The organism is Stenotrophomonas sp. TWI700 (assembly GCF_039673645.1).
In the GTDB taxonomy this organism is placed as follows: domain Bacteria; phylum Pseudomonadota; class Gammaproteobacteria; order Xanthomonadales; family Xanthomonadaceae; genus Stenotrophomonas; species Stenotrophomonas maltophilia_AA.
Genome location: NZ_JBDJMB010000044.1, coordinates 1 through 16,502, shown reverse-complemented (window position 1 = coordinate 16,502; position 16,502 = coordinate 1). Strand labels below are relative to the sequence as shown.

General features: G+C 68.0%; 14 protein-coding genes. 5 read left to right on the top strand and 9 right to left on the bottom strand.

Annotated features, from left to right (window positions below):
• Nucleotides 1-131: 131 nt before the first annotated feature.
• Together ABE473_RS18110 and ABE473_RS18105 are read right to left on the bottom strand one after the other, a co-directional pair.
• Nucleotides 132-1,529, bottom strand: coding sequence for an amino acid permease (locus ABE473_RS18110; protein ID WP_346490458.1), 1,398 nt, complete (start codon nucleotides 1,527-1,529; stop codon nucleotides 132-134).
• Between the two features lie 75 nt (nucleotides 1,530-1,604).
• Entirely contained in the window at nucleotides 1,605-2,315 is a 711-nt protein-coding gene (locus ABE473_RS18105; protein WP_019183477.1) for an AraC family transcriptional regulator, read from the bottom strand.
• A gap of 182 nt (nucleotides 2,316-2,497) precedes the next feature.
• On the opposite strand from ABE473_RS18105, the gene ABE473_RS18100 reads away from it, so the two are divergent.
• Nucleotides 2,498-4,588 carry a catalase gene (locus tag ABE473_RS18100; protein ID WP_346490457.1) on the top strand — a complete coding sequence of 697 codons (2,091 nt, stop codon included), beginning with the start codon at nucleotides 2,498-2,500 and terminating at the stop codon, nucleotides 4,586-4,588.
• A 26-nt stretch (nucleotides 4,589-4,614) separates the two neighbouring features.
• Here ABE473_RS18100 and ABE473_RS18095 read toward each other — a convergent pair whose 3' ends face one another.
• The 4 genes from ABE473_RS18095 to ABE473_RS18080 form a co-directional block, all read right to left on the bottom strand.
• Nucleotides 4,615-5,436 (bottom strand): hypothetical protein, encoded by an 822-nt coding sequence (locus ABE473_RS18095; RefSeq protein ID WP_346490456.1) that lies wholly within the window; start codon nucleotides 5,434-5,436, stop codon nucleotides 4,615-4,617.
• Nucleotides 5,437-5,539: 103 nt separating this feature from the next.
• A complete protein-coding gene (locus ABE473_RS18090; protein ID WP_346490455.1) occupies nucleotides 5,540-6,805 on the bottom strand; it encodes a HAMP domain-containing sensor histidine kinase in 1,266 nt (421 codons plus the stop codon).
• Complete coding sequence (locus ABE473_RS18085; RefSeq protein ID WP_346490454.1) at nucleotides 6,802-7,488, bottom strand: response regulator transcription factor; 687 nt, start codon at nucleotides 7,486-7,488, stop codon at nucleotides 6,802-6,804. The genes ABE473_RS18090 and ABE473_RS18085 overlap by 4 nt, the downstream gene beginning before the upstream one ends.
• A gap of 4 nt (nucleotides 7,489-7,492) precedes the next feature.
• Complete coding sequence (locus tag ABE473_RS18080) at nucleotides 7,493-8,620, bottom strand: DJ-1/PfpI family protein (RefSeq protein ID WP_346490453.1); 1,128 nt, start codon at nucleotides 8,618-8,620, stop codon at nucleotides 7,493-7,495.
• Between the two features lie 190 nt (nucleotides 8,621-8,810).
• Between ABE473_RS18080 and ABE473_RS18075 the strand changes: the two genes are divergently transcribed.
• The gene (locus ABE473_RS18075; protein ID WP_346490452.1) at nucleotides 8,811-9,671 is read left to right on the top strand and encodes a PA4780 family RIO1-like protein kinase; all 861 of its coding nucleotides are present in this window, start codon (nucleotides 8,811-8,813) and stop codon (nucleotides 9,669-9,671) included.
• 94 nt (nucleotides 9,672-9,765) lie between these two features.
• Here the strand turns inward: ABE473_RS18075 and ABE473_RS18070 are convergent, their stop codons facing one another.
• The gene (locus ABE473_RS18070) at nucleotides 9,766-11,898 is read right to left on the bottom strand and encodes a methyl-accepting chemotaxis protein (RefSeq protein ID WP_346490451.1); all 2,133 of its coding nucleotides are present in this window, start codon (nucleotides 11,896-11,898) and stop codon (nucleotides 9,766-9,768) included.
• 202 nt (nucleotides 11,899-12,100) lie between these two features.
• Here ABE473_RS18070 and ABE473_RS18065 point away from each other — a divergent pair, with 202 nt between their 5' ends.
• Nucleotides 12,101-13,078 carry a L,D-transpeptidase gene (locus ABE473_RS18065; RefSeq protein ID WP_346490450.1) on the top strand — a complete coding sequence of 326 codons (978 nt, stop codon included), beginning with the start codon at nucleotides 12,101-12,103 and terminating at the stop codon, nucleotides 13,076-13,078.
• Nucleotides 13,079-13,082: 4 nt separating this feature from the next.
• Nucleotides 13,083-13,778 (top strand): M23 family metallopeptidase, encoded by a 696-nt coding sequence (locus ABE473_RS18060; RefSeq protein WP_346490449.1) that lies wholly within the window; start codon nucleotides 13,083-13,085, stop codon nucleotides 13,776-13,778.
• Here ABE473_RS18060 and ABE473_RS18055 read toward each other — a convergent pair whose 3' ends face one another.
• Nucleotides 13,779-14,132 (bottom strand): hypothetical protein, encoded by a 354-nt coding sequence (locus tag ABE473_RS18055; RefSeq protein ID WP_346490448.1) that lies wholly within the window; start codon nucleotides 14,130-14,132, stop codon nucleotides 13,779-13,781.
• 202 nt (nucleotides 14,133-14,334) lie between these two features.
• On the opposite strand from ABE473_RS18055, the gene ABE473_RS18050 reads away from it, so the two are divergent.
• Nucleotides 14,335-14,748, top strand: coding sequence for a hypothetical protein (locus tag ABE473_RS18050; RefSeq protein ID WP_346490447.1), 414 nt, complete (start codon nucleotides 14,335-14,337; stop codon nucleotides 14,746-14,748).
• A 93-nt stretch (nucleotides 14,749-14,841) separates the two neighbouring features.
• Here ABE473_RS18050 and ABE473_RS18045 read toward each other — a convergent pair whose 3' ends face one another.
• Nucleotides 14,842-16,134 (bottom strand): adenylosuccinate synthase, encoded by a 1,293-nt coding sequence (locus tag ABE473_RS18045; protein ID WP_088432983.1) that lies wholly within the window; start codon nucleotides 16,132-16,134, stop codon nucleotides 14,842-14,844.
• Nucleotides 16,135-16,502 lie beyond the last annotated feature (368 nt).

Genomic DNA, 16,502 nt, shown 5'->3' with positions numbered 1-16,502 from the left:
CGTGTGTTGCCATGGATGGCAACACACGAGCCTACAGGGACGTACTTGCGGCGGGTCCCGACAACCCACCCGTGCCCGCCCCAACCAGCGGACCCCAAAACCTGCGGCTGTTAGCTGTTAGCTGTTAGCTGTTAGCTGTTGGCTGCAGCACGCACCCGACGCGAAATCTCACTACTCGCCGCAATCACCACCGTCAGCGCCGCCATCGACAGGAACTGCACCCGCGTGTGCGCCTCGGACAGCAACAGACCGAAGATCAACGCCAGCACCCCCAACCCGAACACCGTCAGATACGGATACCCCGCCATCCGGAACGGCAGACGCGTCCCATCGCGGTTCGCACGATGGCGCAGGATCAACTGGGACAACAGCGAAATCGTCCACACCAGCAGACACGTCGAACCCACGATATTGAGCAGCACCGGCAGCACCTTGTCCGGGAACAGCAGCTCCATCACCGTCGCCGCGAAACCGAACAGCACACTAGCCAGCACCGCGATGATCGGCACCTGGCGCGGGTCGGTCCAGCCCAGCACCGCCGGCGCCTCGCGACGCTGCGCCAGCGAATACATCATCCGCGACGCACCGTAGAGATTGGCGTTCAATGCCGACAGCAGCGCGATCACCGCGATCAGCGTGATCGCCGTCGCCGCCCCCGGAATCTTCGCCGCTTCCAGCACCGCCGCGAACGGCGACTTCAGCGCCTCGCTGGTCCACGGCACCACCGCGATGATCACGCTCAGCGAACCGATGTAGAACACCAGGATGCGCCAGGCCACGGTGCGGATCGCACGGGCGATGCTGCGCTCGGGATCCTCGGTTTCGGCCGCGGCCACCGCCACGATCTCGGTGCCGCCAAAGGCGAATATCACCACCAGCAGCGCCGCGCCGATGCCGGCCAGCCCCTTGGGCATGAAGCCGCCGTGCTCGGTGAAGTTGCGCAGGCCCGGCGAAGCCACGTCCGGCAGCCAGCCCATCAGCAGCGCCACGCCGATCAGGATGAAACCGACGATCGCGGCGACCTTGAGGATCGCAAACCAGAATTCGAACTCGCCGAAGTTCTTCACCCCGAGCAGGTTGATCGCGGTGAAGAACAGCATGAAGGCCAGCGCCGCCATCGGCACCGGAATCGCCGGCCATACCGTGGCGAGCAGGCCGGCCGCACCGACCGCCTCGGCGGCGATCACGATCACCAGCTGCACCCACCACAGCCAACCCACCGTCGCGCCGGCGGTGGCCCCCATCGCATCGGCGGCATACACCGAGAACGCACCGCTGGTCGGCTTGGCCGCGGCCATTTCGCCCAGCGCGTTCATCACGATGATCACCAGCGCGCCGGCGACCAGATACGACAACAGGACCGCCGGGCCGGCGGCCTGGACACCCACACCGGAGCCGAGGAACAGGCCGGCGCCGATCGCGCTGCCCAGGCCCATCATGATCAGCTGGCGGGGCTTCAGCGCGTGCCCGAGGCGGGCAGCGACGGGCGGAGTGGCGGGAGCCGGAGTATGGGATGCGGGCATCGGAATCGATTGGCGGGCAACAAGTGCGACACCATACCCTGTCGGCCGCGCGGCGGCATAGGCCGGAAGCCCCTCCCCGCCTCAGGCGGCGGCGCGCTCGCCGATCTGGGCGCGGTAGGCCCGGGGCGACAGCCCGACTTCGGCCTTGAACTTGCGGGTGAAGGCACTCTGGTCGGTGAAGCCGCAGGCCTGGCCGATGCTGGCGATGCTGTCCGGGCCATGCAGCAGGTGCACCGCCATCTGGATCCGCAGGCGGGTCAGGACCTGCTGCGGGGTCATCTGGAACACCTTGCGGAAGGTGCGCTCCAGCTTGGACAGCGAGAACCCGGTGATGTCGAGCAGGGTCTGCATGCGCACGTTCTCCGCGTAATGCGCATTCAGATGGGCAAGGGCCAGGCGCAGCTGTTCGTACTGGGTGCCCAGGCTGTCCTTCTGCCCCAGATCGCGCGAGATCCCGATCAGCCCGCGGATCTGCCCGTCGACCAGCAGCGGCCGCTTGCAGGTCAGGCACCAGCCCGGCTCGCGGTTGGCGAACAGATGCAGCTCCATCAGGTTCTCGATGACCTTGCCGGCCAACACCTGTTCGTCCTGGGTCGCGTAATCCGCGCCCAGCCCGGTGGGATAGATCTCCGCCGCGGTGCGCCCGATCACTTCCTTGCGCGACTTCAGGCCGAGCCGGCGCAGCATGGTCTGGTTGATGTGCGTATAGCGCCCGTCGCAGTCCTTCATGAAGAACAGGACGTCGGGGATCGCATCAAACAAGGCTTCGATGTCGGCGGGTTCAACGCGCATGCGGCTGGGGAAACACAGGAGAAGACGCGTCCAAGGATACCTGCCCGGGCCCCGCCCACACAGCGGCCGGACGCGGCATGTGAAGCGCGGGTGCAAGCAGGGCCGCGTATTCGCACCCTCGATTAACGCCCCGGCCGCCAGTGTGAGGCGATCCCCTTCCCGCCAGCTCCCGGAGTCGCCTCATGGCCGCCAGCAAGAAAAGCACCAAGAACGCCCCTGCACCCGCCACCGATGTCCGCGGCGAGGGGGATGAACTGCACCAGCGTGCGGGCAACGGCCACCCGGTGCTGACCACCAACCAGGGCATCCCGGTCGGTGACAACCAGAACTCGCTGCGGGCGACCCCGCGCGGGCCGACCCTGCTGGAAGACTTCATCCTGCGCGAGAAGATCACCCACTTCGACCATGAGCGCATCCCCGAGCGCATCGTGCATGCCCGCGGCAGCGCAGCGCACGGTTACTTCGAGCTGACCCGCTCGCTCGGCGAGTACACCCGTGCCCGCATCCTCAGCGAAGTGGGCGTGCGCACCCCGCTGTTCACCCGCTTCTCCACCGTGGCCGGCGGCGCCGGTTCGGTCGACACCCCGCGCGATGTGCGCGGCTTCGCGGTGAAGTTCTATACCAAGGAAGGCAACTGGGACCTGGTCGGCAACAACATCCCGGTGTTCTTCATCCAGGACGCGATCAAGTTCCCGGACCTGATCCATGCCGTGAAGATGGAGCCGGACCGCGCCTTCCCGCAGGCCGCCAGCGCGCACGACACCTTCTGGGACTTCGTGTCGCTGATGCCCGAGTCGATGCACATGATCATGTGGGCGATGAGCGACCGCACGATCCCGCGCTCGCTGCGCACCATCGAAGGCTTCGGCATCCACAGCTTCCGGCTGATCAATGATGCCGGCGAATCGACCTTCGTCAAATTCCACTGGCGGCCGAAGCTGGGCATCCAGTCCACGGTATGGGACGAGGCGGTCAAGCTGCAGAGCGCGGACAACGACTTCCACCGGCGCGATCTGTTCGAGGCGATCACCGCCGGCGACTTCCCCGAGTGGGAGCTGGCCGTGCAGCTGTTCACCGAGGAACAGGCCGAGTCGTTCCCGTTCGACCACCTGGATTCGACCAAGATCATCCCCGAGTCGCTGGTCCCGCTGACCGTGATCGGGCGCATGGTGCTGGACCGCTGGCCGGACAACTTCTTCGCCGAGACCGAGCAGGTCGCCTACTGCCCGGCCAACGTGCCGCCGGGCATTGATTTCAGCAACGATCCGCTGCTGCAGGGGCGCCTGTTCTCGTATCTGGATACCCAGCTCAGCCGCCTGGGCGGTCCGAACTTCCACCAGATTCCGGTCAACGCCCCCAAGTGTCCGTTCGCCAACCACCAGCGCGACGGCCACATGCAGATGAGCATCCCGAAGGGGCGGGTCGCCTACGATCCCAGCTCCCTGCAGGGCGACACCCCGCGCGAGACGCCCGAGGGCTTCCCCAGCCACGCCACCGCGCCGGACGATGGCCGCAAGGGCCGCGTGCGTGCGGAGAGCTTCGCCGATCACTACAGCCAGGCCCGGATGTTCTTCCGCAGCCTGGAAGCCCCGGAGCAGGCGCACCTGGCCTCGGCACTGGTGTTCGAGCTGTCCAAGGTGGAGACGGTCAAGGTGCGCGAGCGCACCGTGAGCCACCTGCGCAACATCGACGAGACGCTGGCCAAGCGCGTGGCCGACGGCCTGGCGATGCCCGCCCTGCCCGAGCCGGCCGCCACGCAGACCCCGGCGCAGGATTTCCCGAAGGCGCCGGAAGTGCGCATCATCGGCCGCACCAAGGACCTGCTCAAGGGCCGCTGCATCGGCATCCTGTTCGACGAGGGCTCCGATGCCGCGCTGATCGCCAACCTGCGCAAGGCCGCCGACAAGGCCGGCGCCAGCGTCAAGCTGGTGGCGCCGAAGATCGGTGGCGCCAAGCTCAGTGACGGCAAGACGCTGGCGGCGGACGGTCAGCTGGCAGGCACGCCGTCGGTGATCTTCGATGCGGTCGCCGTCGTGCTCAGCAATGACGCGGCCAAGAAGCTGAGCAGGGAGTCGGCCGCGATCGACTTCGTCAGCGACGCGTGGGCGCATCTGAAGGCGATCGCCGCCGACGATGGGGCACAGGCGCTGCTGAAGGTGGCGCGCGTCGGCAACGATGCCGGCGTGGTCGAGGCCGAGGATGCCAAGGGCTTCCTGGCCGCAGCCGCCACACGCCAGTGGGCGCGCGAGCCCAAGGTGCGCACGCTCGCCTGAGCCGTGCGCGGTGCGCCGTGCTGATCTCAGCGCGGCGCGGGTGGCGCCGGGGCCTTCTTGGCCACCGGCGCTTCCGTCACCGGCAGGAGCATCGACTGCAACCGGCGGATCGAGCCGATCGGCACTGCTTCGGCGCGCCGCTGCTCCGGCCACCACAGAAACACGAAGGCACTGCTGGATCCCAGGAGCTTCGCAGTGCCCGGTAGCGTGGCCGTGTCGCCGTTGAGCATCACGTGGACCCGCGTGCCAGCGTTGCCATCGCGGATGGATTCGGCCTTGTCCAGCGCATACAGTGCCGCGCCGATGGCCATGAAACAGACCACGCCCATGCACATGCCGGTCAGCGGACGCAGCCCGGAGAATTCCCAGTTCATCCACGGCGATTCAGAGAACAGCATCCGCCATCCCCAATGCCGTGCACGCAGTCGCGCCACCTTGGCCGGGTTGCGCCGCCGCAGTGTTTCCGGCCAGCCCAGCAGCACTGCCAGCAGCGCGCCCAGCAGCAGGATCAGGACGTAGGCCGGATCGCGCAGCCCGGCGACCAGGAAGTCGCTGACCTGCAGGTAGTCCAGGATCGACAGCCGGAACTTGAAATAGAAGAAGTAGCTCGACCACAGCCCCAGCACGGAAAGGAACACGTAGCCCGCGCTCACCATCAGCGCCGGCTCCTGCCGCAGCAGGCGCCAGATGACTGCGACCATCGAATCTTCATTGCCGTGCGTGACCGGCAGCAGCGACCAGTCGGTCGGTGCCTGATCATCCACCGGTGCCCGCGACGTACCGCCAGCGGTGATCGCGATGCCCGCCGGTACGTCACCGTGGATACTGCCCTCGTCCCTGTTTCCCATGCGCCCCTCCCCCGTTCGGCAGAGCATCGCGCACTTTTGCGGTCGACGGAAGCGGGCCAGCCCCCGCTGCCACGCCCTGCGTGGGGCAGCCCTGAGCGCTGCCTTATTTCACGCTGAAACTGGCGACCGTAGCGTGCTCGGTGCCTTCGATGCGCAGGTCGATGGCGAAGCGGTCGCACAGCCGGTGCACGATCGCCAGGCCGAGCCCGAAGCCGGCACTGCCCTCCCCTTTCGCGAAGGGCCGCACGATCGCGTCGGGGTCGCCTGCCGGCGCCGTGTTGCGGATGCGCAGCCGTCCGGCCGCGACATCGATGTGCACTTCCCCCGCCCGCGTGTGCGCGAATGCATTGCCCACCAGATTGGCCAGCAGCATGTGCAGGACCGGACCGGGCACCGTCAGGCGCGCGTCGCCGGGCACATCGACCCGCACCGCCACCGGCTTGCCCTCCAGCAGCGCCGCCTGCTCGACCACCACCTGTTCCAGCACCGGCAGTACCGCCAGCGGCGTCGCGTCCCGTTCCACGTTCTCTTCGCGGGCCAGCGTGAGCAGGGTGATCACGGTCTGTTCGAGGTGACGCGCGGAGTGTTGTACATGGTCGAGCTGCAACCGCCCGGCCGCAGACAGTCCCGGCTCGCGGGCCAGCTGTTCGGTCGCGCTGCGGATCACGGCCAATGGCGTGCGCAGCTCATGGCTGGCATCGCGGGTGAACGCATGTTCGCGCGCAACGAAGGCGCGCACCTGCCCGCTCAGCCTGTCCAGGCCACGGGCCAGAACACCGACCTCGTCATCGGGGAAATCAGCCGCGAACCCGACCGGCAAACGAGCCGGTGCCATGTCATCCACCAGTGCCGCGAGTTTCGACAACGGCCGCGTGGTACGTCGCGCCAGCCACGCACCGGCCAGCACCGCGACCACGACCACGGCCACGCCGGACCAGGCCAGCAACGCCAGAATCTGGCGGCGCATCGGCCGGACCACCAACTGCTGGCTGACCTCGGCGACCAGCCACCCCGGTGCACCGGATCCGTCCGGCTGCAGCGCGCGCAGGTGATAGTGACGTCCGTCGGTGCCGGCGATCTCGCGACGCCACGGCTCGGCATCGAAGGCGACCTTGAGATCCGCCGGGAACGTGGCAGGGCTGTCGTGCATCGTCATGAAGGCATTGCGCGGCGGCGACCACGTCCCACGGGTGGCCCGCTGCTCCAGTTGCTGTTGCGCTTCCTGTTCGAGCATCGCCTCGAAGAAGCGATCCTCCACGCTGTACACGAACACCGCCACGTACAGGCCGAACAGGCTCGCCACCGCGAGTGCGAACACCGCGAAGGCCAGCATCAAGCGGTTGCGCAGGCGGTGCACCGGTGCCGTCATGCGTCGGCCTCCAGCTTGAAGCCGACATCGTGCACGGTCTTGAGCATCGGCCGCTCGAACGGCCTGTCCAACGCTTGGCGCAGCAGGTAGAGGTGCGAACGCAGCGGGTCCGACGGTGGCGCCTCATCGCCCCAGAGACGGCGGATCAACTCGCTGCGGGTCACCGTGCGCGGCCAGGCTTCGGCGAGCAGCACCAGCAGCCGATAGGCCGTCTGCGGCAACTCGATCGTCTGCCCACCGCGGCACACGGCGCCGCTACGGCGGTCGATGCCGAGCGACCCGATACGCAGCACGTGCCCGTCGCGCCGGCCGTGCCGATGGGCCAGCGCCAGGCATCGCGCGAGCAGTTCCTCGCCGGCGAACGGCTTGACCAGGTAGTCATCGGCACCGGCCTGGAAGCCGATCAGTTTGTCGCCCAGCGTGTCGCGCGCGGTCAGCATCAGGATCGGGATGTGGCGGTCGGCCTGTTCGCGCAGATGACTGCACACGCGCAGGCCGTCCATGCCCGGCAGGGTCAGGTCCAGCACCAGCACATCGGGCGGTTCGTCCAGCGCCATCTGCAGGCCGCTGCGGCCATCGGCGGCAAAGGCCACGCGATGGCCACGCGCCTCCAGCAGCGTGGCCATGCCGGCGCGCAGCGCCGGGTTGTCCTCGATGACCAGGATGTGCAGGCCGTCGTGCATCGGGTCAGCCTTCAATCGTGGCCTTGAGCTGCTTAGCTTCGGCCATGTCCGGGTGGGATTCCAGCAGTTTGCCGAGCACGCTGCGCGCCTGCGCCACCTCGCCCAGCCGCCAATGTGCCTGCGCGATGCCCAGCGGCAGCTGCGGCTCGCTCATGTAGGGCGCAGCCAACTGCATGATCGCCAGCGCATCACGCACCGCGGCATCGTCCTGCGCGGCCTGCAGCTGGTAGTAGCCGAGCACCCCGATCAACTGGTCGTGATAGCCGGTGCGGTCGCTGGCCAGCGTGTGCCTGACCGCGTCGCCCTCGCCGTCGAGCAGGCGCTGCACCAGCGCCATGCTGGCTTCATCGCGCCAAGGGGTGCGGGCGACCGGGGTGCGACCGATGGCGCGCACGATCGCTTCGGCGACCGCCGGCGTGGAGTACGGGTTCTGCCCGGTGATCAGCCGACCGTCCACCACCAGCTTGGGCATCATCAGCGGCGCCTGCTCCCAGTGCGCACCGCGCTCGCGCAGCGCGGTTTCCAGCAGGAACGGGAACTCCTTCGCCCAGCGTTTGCCGAACACGCCCTCCTCCGCGTTGGTGAAGCCGGTCATGCGGCGCCCGGCGACCAGCCGTGATCCGTCCGCCTGCCGCACCTCCACCAGCGCCGCCGGGCCATGGCAGACCGCCGCGACCACGCCGCCGCGGTCGTGCACCGTGCCCAGCAGAGCGCGCAGTGCGCCATCGGTGGGCAGGTCGAACATCGCGCCCTTGCCGCCGACCACGTAGACCGCTGCGTAGTCGGCCGCGCTGAGCGTCGCGGTGGCGCGGGTATCGGCCAGCAGCGCGGTCGCCGCCGGATCGGCCAGGACGCGCGCGTTGAACGGTTCCTTCGGATCGAACTTGTCGGCTTCCACCGGCCCGCCACGCGGGCTGGCGACCTGCACGGCCAGGCCGTTGTCGCGGAAGATCAGGTAGGCCTGGGCGAACTCGTCCATCTCGAAGCCAGGCCGGGTCTTGCCCTGATCGCGTCCTTCGCCGCTGACCACGATCAGCACCGTATCGGACGCCGCGGGGCGGGCGTGCAGTGTCGGGACGGCCAGCAGCAGGGCCAGGACGGCACCGGTGCGGCGCAGCAGGGACAGCATCATGAGCGGCACTCCTTGGGAAGTGACCCCAGCCTGCCGCGTGGATGTGAAGCAGATTTCAAGCCGGCGCCGGCCTGCACACAGCTGAACAACCCGGCCGCCGGGTGCCGTGTCGATGGCTCCCTCGGCCCGAAGATGCGAAAATCCTTCCCCCTCCAGGGCAGGCCCCGCGCCAGCCGATTCCCGAGATACCGTGAAGACCCCCCAAGGCTTGCAGGCGCTGATCGACGACGGCGTGATCGATGAAGTGCTCCGCCCGCTCAAGAGCGGCAAGGAAGCAGCGGTATACGTGGTCCGCAGCGGCGACGATGTGCGCTGCGCCAAGGTCTACAAGGACATGGCCCAGCGCAGCTTCCAGCAGCGCGTGCAGTACCAGGAAGGCCGCAAGGTCCGTGGCAGCCGCGAAGCGCGCGCCGTGGGCAAGGCCAGCAATTACGGCCGCAAGCAGCAGGAAGCGGCCTGGAAGAACACCGAGGTCGATGCGCTGTACCAGCTGCGCGATGCCGGCGTGCGCGTGCCCGAGCCGTATGGCTATTTCCACGGCGTGCTGGTGATGGAACTGGTCACCGATGCCGAGGGCTATTCCGCCGCGCGCCTGGGCGAGGTCGAACTGAGCCCGGAACAGGCGCGCGCATTCCACCAGATCCTGGTCCGCCAGGTCGTGCGCATGCTGTGCTGCGGGCTGATCCACGGCGATCTGTCGCCGTACAACGTGCTGGTCGGCCCGGAAGGCCCGGTCGTAATCGATTTCCCGCAGGTGGTCAGCGCGGCAGGCAACAACGCCGCACGCACGATGCTGCTGCGCGACGTCAACAACCTCACCGCCTACCTCGGCCGCTGGGCGCCGGAGCTGCTGGAGACCTGGTACGGCGAGGAGATGTGGGCGCTGTTCGAGGCCGGCGATCTGCTCCCGGACAGCGTGCTGACCGGCGCGTTCGAGCAGGATGAAAGCACCATCGACCTGGATGGCGTGCGCCATGCCATCAACGATGCGCGCGAAGAAGCGCTGATCCGCCAGCAGGGTCGCGAAGCCGCCGAAGAAAACGACGACTGAGCGGGGCGCGCCGCTGCGCCGGGCGGCTGGATCGGCATGAAAAAAAGCCCCGCCGATGCGGGGCTTTTCCGTCCAACTCAGGGCGCAGGTGCCGTCACGCCGCCTGCAGTGACGCCGGGCGACGCAGGCCTGCGGCGGGGTCCTCCAGCGTGAACACCGCCACCGATTCGGTCAGTGCATGGGCCTGCTGCTCCAGCGCGCGGCTGGCGGCGGTGGCTTCCTCCACCAGCGCCGCGTTCTGCTGGGTCACCTGGTCCATCTGCACGACCACCTGGTTGACCTGCTCGATGCCGGCGGCCTGTTCCTTGGTCGCGGCGGCAATGTCGCTCATCAGCTGATTGGTGCGCGAGCTGGCCTGGGTCAGGCGGGCGATCGCCGCTTCGGACTGCACGGTGACGCTCAGCCCGGTCTTGACCTTGCTGCTGGACTCGTCGATCAGGTCTTTGATCTCCTTGGCCGCCGTGCCGGCGCGCTGCGCCAGCGTGCGTACCTCGGTGGCCACCACCGCGAAGCCGCGTCCGTTCTCACCGGCACGGGCCGCTTCGACGGCCGCGTTCAGGGCGAGGATGTTGGTCTGGAAGGCGATGCCGTCGATCACCGAGGAAATCTCTCCGATGCGCGCCGAGGACTGGTCGATCTCGCTCATCACCGCGGCCATCTGCGCGATCGCCTGCTCGGTCGCCTTGACCGCCGCACCCGCCGCGTGGGCCTCATGGTCAGCCTGGTTGGCCAGCTCGGCGTTCTGCCGGACCGTGGAGGTCAGTTCCTCCATCGAGGCCGCCGCTTCTTCCAGGTTGGCTGCCTGCTGCTCGGTACGGCGCGACAGGTCATTGTGGCCCGCCGCCAGTTCCTGCGCGGCATCGTTGATGCTGCCGGCCGCGCCCTGGATCTGCTGCACGATGCCGGTCAGCTGCACTGCGGTGACGTTGGCATCGTCGCGCATCTGCGCAAAGACACCTTCGTACCGGCCGTCCATGCGCGAGGTGAGGTCGCCGGTGGAAATCGCGCGCAGTACCTGCGACAGGTCCGCGATGCTGGCCTGCGAGCTGGCCATCATCCCGTTGAGTTGGGCGACCATCGCGCGGAACTGGAACTGGAACGCCGGCTCGTCGCCGCGCACGGAGAAGTCACCCGCACGGGCGGCCGAGGCCAGTGTCTCGATCTGCTGGTTGATCGCCATCAGGCTGGCCTTGACGGTGGCCATGGTGGTGGTCAGCACGGCCTTCTCGCCCGGGTAGCTGTCCAGATCGCGGCTGAGGTCGCCGATGGCGTAGCGCTGCATCACCTCGACCATATGGAACTCGACGGCCACGTGCGAACCGACCAGCTCGTTGGTGGCGCGGATCATCCGGCCGAAATCGCCCGGGAAGGCCGTTTCGTCCATGCGATGGCTGATGGCACCGGCCTCATGCTGGCGGGCCATGTCCAGCTGTGCGGTGATCGCGCCCTGGACGCTCTGGCGGACCGTGGCCATGGCGTTGCCGAGCTGGGTGATCTCATCGCGACCGCCCAGATGGACGTCATGGGCCAGATCACCCTTGGCCATCCGGGTGGCCAGGCCGACGGCGCGGGCCAGCGGACCGGTCAGACTGCGGCCGATCAGCACGGAGGCGGCGATGCCGACCACCAGCGCGATCGCGCCCAGCACCAGCAGCTGCAGCAGGGTCCGCTCGCCCAGCCGGATCGCTTCGGCAGCGGCCTCGCGGCTTTCCTTTTCCTCGTAGACCACGCCATCGCTGAGCGCCTGGTTCCAGCCCTTGGCAGCGGTCTGCACGGCGCCCAGGGTGAGGGCCGTGGCAGCGGCAAAGTCGCCCTGCTGCAGCTGTTCGCTCATCTGCTTGTTGAGCGGACGCGCCACCGCGCGGGCAGCCGCGATGGCGTCACCGACTGCCTTGTCTTCCGGCTGCGCGGGCAAGGCCTGGTAGGCGGCCCAGCTGGCTTCATAGCGCGCGACCAGCGCGGCGATGCGCGCCTCATCCTCGGCCAGACCGTCGCCCTGGCGGATCAGCATCTCCCGGCGCACGACCATCATCTGGTTGTTGGCATCGAGCATGTCCGAGAGCAGCCGGACCTTGGCCACGTTGACCTCGACCACCTGCTGCATCGCGCGCTTCTGCACCGCGCTGCCGGTGGCGCCGGTGGCGACCACGGCCGCGACCAGCAGCAACAACAGGCCAAAGCCCATACCTAGACGCCAGACAACGCTGACGTTCCGCAAAAATTCCATGAGACATCCGAAAAACGTGGGGGGTGGGCTGGTATCGGCGCCAGACGCAGCGCCTTGACCGACGGCAGTGAGCCCGCTGTGAATGGATTCACATAACGCCGGCGTTACCCTCGCGTCGCCGCTCAGCCCCCCGTCAGGCTTTTCACGGCAAGTGCGCACGCCCGGCAGGCATGGTGGAAACACGTTCCCGCTGGAGTTGCCGATGTCCCTTCGCCTGCACCGTCTCGCCCGCCTCACCGCGCTCGCCCTCGCCCTGGGGGCCTCCTCCGGTTGGGCGGTCGCACAGACGGCACCCGTGCCCGCCGCGATCCCGGACGCCGACGCGACGCCGCTGGCGACCGGTCCACGCTCGGATCTGCATGCGCAGGTGCTGCTGGACCGCGCGCACTTCTCCCCCGGCCAGATCGATGGGGAACGCGGCTCCAACCAGAAGCGCGCCGTGTCCGGCTTCCAGGCCGCCCATGGCATCAAGGTGACCGGCGAACTGGACGATGCCACCTGGCAGGCGCTGCAGCCGGATGCCGCCCCGCCCCTGGTGCGCTACACGCTCACCGCGGAAGACGTGGCCGGTCCCTTCCAGCCGGTACCCAAGGGTCCGGCCGCGCAGGCCAAACTGAAAACCCTGGGCTTCGGTTCGATTGAAGAAGCGCTGGGCGAGCGCTTCCATGCCTCCCCCGAGCTGTTGAAGACGCTCAACCCGGGCGTCGACCTGGGCAAGGCCGGCAGCGTGATCCAGGTGCCGAACATCGCGGCCGCCCCGCTGCCGAAGGCCAGCAAGCTGGTGATCGACAAATCGGACTCCACGCTGCGGCTGTTCGATGCGGACGGCAAGGTCTACGCGCAGTTCCCGGTGTCCTCGGGCAGCAAGCATGACCCGTTGCCGATCGGAAAATGGAAGATCCTGGGCATCTCCCGCGATCCCACCTTCCACTACAACCCCAAGCTGTTCTGGGACGCCAAGGCGGGCGACAGCAAGGCGGTCCTGCCGCCGGGCCCGAACAATCCGGTCGGCGTGGTCTGGATCGACATCTCCAAGCCCCACTACGGCCTGCACGGCACGCCCGAACCCGGCCATGTCGGCAAGACCGAATCGCACGGCTGTGTGCGCATGACCAACTGGGATGCGCTGCAGGTCGCCGCTGCGGTCGACGCCTCGGTGCCGGTCGTGATGCAGGAGTAAGAGCATGAAAACCCTGCGACTTCTGGCAGTGGGACTGGTGATCGGCGTGGTCGGCTACTGGCTGCTGGGGCCCGGCCCCTCCTCCCGGCTGGGTGCCGCCGAACCGGCCAAGGTGGGATCGGCCACCAGTTCGGCCCGCGCTGCGATTGATGCCCCGCCGCCACCGGCGCCGGCCACGACACCCGTGCCCACCGACACCTCAACCACACCGCCCGCGCCGGACGCGGGCGGTGTGACACCCGCGCCGACAAGCGGCGCGGCGGGCGCGCTGCTGCTGCCCGTGCAGGGCATCGGTGCCGATCAGCTGCAGGACACCTTCACCGATGCGCGCAGCGAAGGCCGCGTACATGATGCGATCGACATCCTGGCGCCGAACGGGACGCCGGTGCTGGCCGTCGCCGACGGGACGGTGGAGAGACTGTTCGACAGCGTGCGGGGCGGTCTGACGGTGTACCAGTTCGAGCCGAGCGGCCGTTACTGCTACTACTACGCGCATCTGGACCGCTACGCCGACGGGCTGGCCGAGAAGAAGACGATCAAGCGCGGTGAGGTGATCGGCTATGTCGGCAGCACCGGCAACGCGAGTCCGGAAGCGCCCCACCTGCATTTCGAGATCCATGTACTGGGTCCGGAAAAGCAGTGGTGGAAAGGCGAATCGATCAATCCGTATCCGGTGTTGAAGGGGCAGCAGGCGCTTTGATCAACGCGTACCGGGGGGTGCGTCCCGGATCGCCCGCGCCAGTTGCCAGGCGCGACCGCGCAGTGCATCCAGGCGCTCATTGAGTTCACCCGCGTCTGCGCGCCACTGGAGGTGGCCGTTGCTGTAATCCAGGCCCAACGCAACATCATTGAACGACCCCATGCCGCCATAGGCGCGCAGCACGCTCTCCGGCGCGCCTGGGTCGCCCTGCTCAAGCTGGGTGATGACCCGCCGCATCCAGTCGGCCCAGTGGGTTTCCCCGTCGCCGCGCAACAGCGCTTCAAGCTCGGATACCACCGCATGCAACGCGCGGTCCGCGCTGCTCATGCCGGTGGCCACGTGATCGTCAGACACCCTGTGTCGCCCCTGCTGATTGGTGAGGCTGCACAGCATGCCATGGCGCCGCGCTGGCGGGCGTGGTCACTGCGGTCCGATGGACGCGGGCAACCAGTAGAACTACTGGCGCGAATGCGGGAAATTGCCGTTGTCCCGGGCATCGACGCGGCGGACACTGCGTGCAGAAGACATGCCCCCCTGCGGTCTGGAGACACCTGTGATGATGCTCGCGCACCGCGTTGCCCTGCTCCTTCTCTGCGGCGGTGTCGCCGCAAGTACCGCCGCGGCGCAGGACCTGCCCGCCACCGCGCCGGATCGTTTCGCGATGCTGGACCGCAATGGCGACGGCAAGGTCAGCCGCGATGAGTACGACGGAGATGCTTTCTTCCGCCTGGTCGATGCGGACCACAATTACCGGGTGAGCGTGGAGGAAGTGCAGGCGGTGCTCGGCCCGCAACGCGACGGTGAGTTTCCCGCGGCGGAACTGCTGCGCATCGCCGACCAGAATGGCGATGGCGAACTGAGTGCCGAAGAGATGCGTCGCTCTTCCGAGATGCGCTTCCAGCGCCTGGATGCGAACCGCGACGGCAATCTGGAGCTGTCGGAGCTGCGGATGGGCGTCGGTCAACGATGACGTTTTCGCGGCCCACGAAAAAGCCCCGCTTGCGCGGGGCTTTTTCTTACTGCTCCACACCATGCCGGGCATGGCCCGGCACTACGCGCCTGATCAGGCGAACGGATCCTGCAGGACCATGGTGTGGTCGCGGTCCGGGCCGGTCGAGACGATGCTGACCGGGCAACCGGCCAGCTCTTCCAGCGCGCGCAGGTAAGCGCGGGCGGCCGGCGGCAGGTCGTCCCAGTTGGTGATGCCATGGGTGTTCTCGGTCCAGCCCGGGAACTCCAGGTACACCGGCGTGCATTCTTCCCAGCCCTGCGCGTCCAGCGGGGCGTACTCGGTACGCTTGCCGCGGTATTCGTAGGCGATGCAGACCTTCAGCTTTTCCATGCCGTCGAGCACGTCCAGCTTGGTGATGCACAGGCCGCTGATGCCGTTGATGGCCACGGCGCGCTTGAGCGCGACGATATCCATCCAGCCGCAGCGACGCGGGCGGCCGGTCGAGGCACCGTACTCGGCGCCACGGTCGCGGATGCCCTGGCCGACTTCATCGTCCAGCTCGGTCGGGAACGGGCCACCGCCGACGCGGGTCGCGTAGGCCTTGGCGATACCCAGCACGTAGTCGATCGCATCGGCGCCCACGCCGGCACCGGCCAGTGCACCACCGACGGTGGTGTTGGAGCTGGTGACGTACGGGTAGGTGCCGTGGTCGATGTCAAGCAGCGCGCCCTGGGCGCCTTCGAACAGCACGCGCTTACCCTGCTTGCGCAGGTCGTGCAGGATGCCGGCGACGTCGGACTTCATCGGCTCGACGTACTCGCCGAAGGCCAGTGCTTCGTCGTAGGTCTTCTGGAAGTCGACCGCGTCGGTCTTGAGGTAATTGGTCAGCACGAAGTTGTGGTAATCGAGCGCGGTGCGCAGGAGTTCTTCCAGCTGGGCCGGGTAATGCAGGTCGGCGATGCGGATGCCGCGACGCGCCACCTTGTCTTCGTACGCCGGGCCGATGCCACGGCCGGTGGTGCCGATCGCCTTGCCGCCGGCAGCGCGTTCGCGCGCCTGGTCCAGGGCGATGTGGTACGGCATGATCAGCGGCGCGGCCGGGGAGATTTTCAGGCGCGAACGCACTTCCACGCCGGAGGTTTCCAGCTCGGCGATTTCCTTCTGCAGCGCGGCCGGCGAGATCACCACGCCGTTGCCGATCAGGCACAGCGCGTCTTCACGCAGGATGCCCGACGGAATCAGGTGCAGGACGGTCTTCTTGCCATTGATGACCAGCGTGTGGCCGGCATTGTGGCCGCCCTGGAAGCGCACGACAGCGCCGATTTCCTCGGTGAGCAGATCGACGATCTTGCCCTTGCCTTCATCGCCCCACTGGGCACCCAACACGACAACTGACTGACCCATGACGGGTAACTCCTGGTTTTTGTGCGGCCATCGGGGCCGCGGGTTTGGGACCATGCCGGGGTGGCCGATCAGCGCGGGGTGGCGGGCTCCAGCGGGGAGCGCGCCGACGCTGGGGTACCCAGACACGGAAAAAGCCGGACGAGTGACTCTGAAACAGAGTGCCCGTCCGGCTTTTGTGCATTATCCGGGTTTCCGGTGGCCGCTGCCACCCCGGCGGCGGGCGGACTTCACCGGCCGGTCAGGACCGCCGCGGAATGGTGCCGGCCAACGGCCGGTTCCAAGGCGGTAGTGGGGGCCCCGGGGCCGGGCCCCGCCCACACCCGGGGCGCGCCGCCGGCCGGCCCAACCAAACACCCCAACGCGGCGCC

Excerpts from the sequence above, each read along its gene's own strand:
- ABE473_RS18105 (WP_019183477.1), bottom strand. The coding sequence starts at position 2,315 with ATGCGCGTTGAACCCGCCGACATCGAAGCCTTGTTTGATGCGATCCCC.
- ABE473_RS18100 (WP_346490457.1), top strand. The coding sequence starts at position 2,498 with ATGGCCGCCAGCAAGAAAAGCACCAAGAACGCCCCTGCACCCGCCACC.
- ABE473_RS18095 (WP_346490456.1), bottom strand. The coding sequence starts at position 5,436 with ATGGGAAACAGGGACGAGGGCAGTATCCACGGTGACGTACCGGCGGGC.
- ABE473_RS18090 (WP_346490455.1), bottom strand. The coding sequence starts at position 6,805 with ATGACGGCACCGGTGCACCGCCTGCGCAACCGCTTGATGCTGGCCTTC.
- ABE473_RS18085 (WP_346490454.1), bottom strand. The coding sequence starts at position 7,488 with ATGCACGACGGCCTGCACATCCTGGTCATCGAGGACAACCCGGCGCTG.
- ABE473_RS18080 (WP_346490453.1), bottom strand. The coding sequence starts at position 8,620 with ATGATGCTGTCCCTGCTGCGCCGCACCGGTGCCGTCCTGGCCCTGCTG.
- ABE473_RS18070 (WP_346490451.1), bottom strand. The coding sequence starts at position 11,898 with ATGGAATTTTTGCGGAACGTCAGCGTTGTCTGGCGTCTAGGTATGGGC.
- ABE473_RS18065 (WP_346490450.1), top strand. The coding sequence starts at position 12,101 with ATGTCCCTTCGCCTGCACCGTCTCGCCCGCCTCACCGCGCTCGCCCTC.
- ABE473_RS18060 (WP_346490449.1), top strand. The coding sequence starts at position 13,083 with ATGAAAACCCTGCGACTTCTGGCAGTGGGACTGGTGATCGGCGTGGTC.
- ABE473_RS18050 (WP_346490447.1), top strand. The coding sequence starts at position 14,335 with ATGATGCTCGCGCACCGCGTTGCCCTGCTCCTTCTCTGCGGCGGTGTC.
- ABE473_RS18045 (WP_088432983.1), bottom strand. The coding sequence starts at position 16,134 with ATGGGTCAGTCAGTTGTCGTGTTGGGTGCCCAGTGGGGCGATGAAGGC.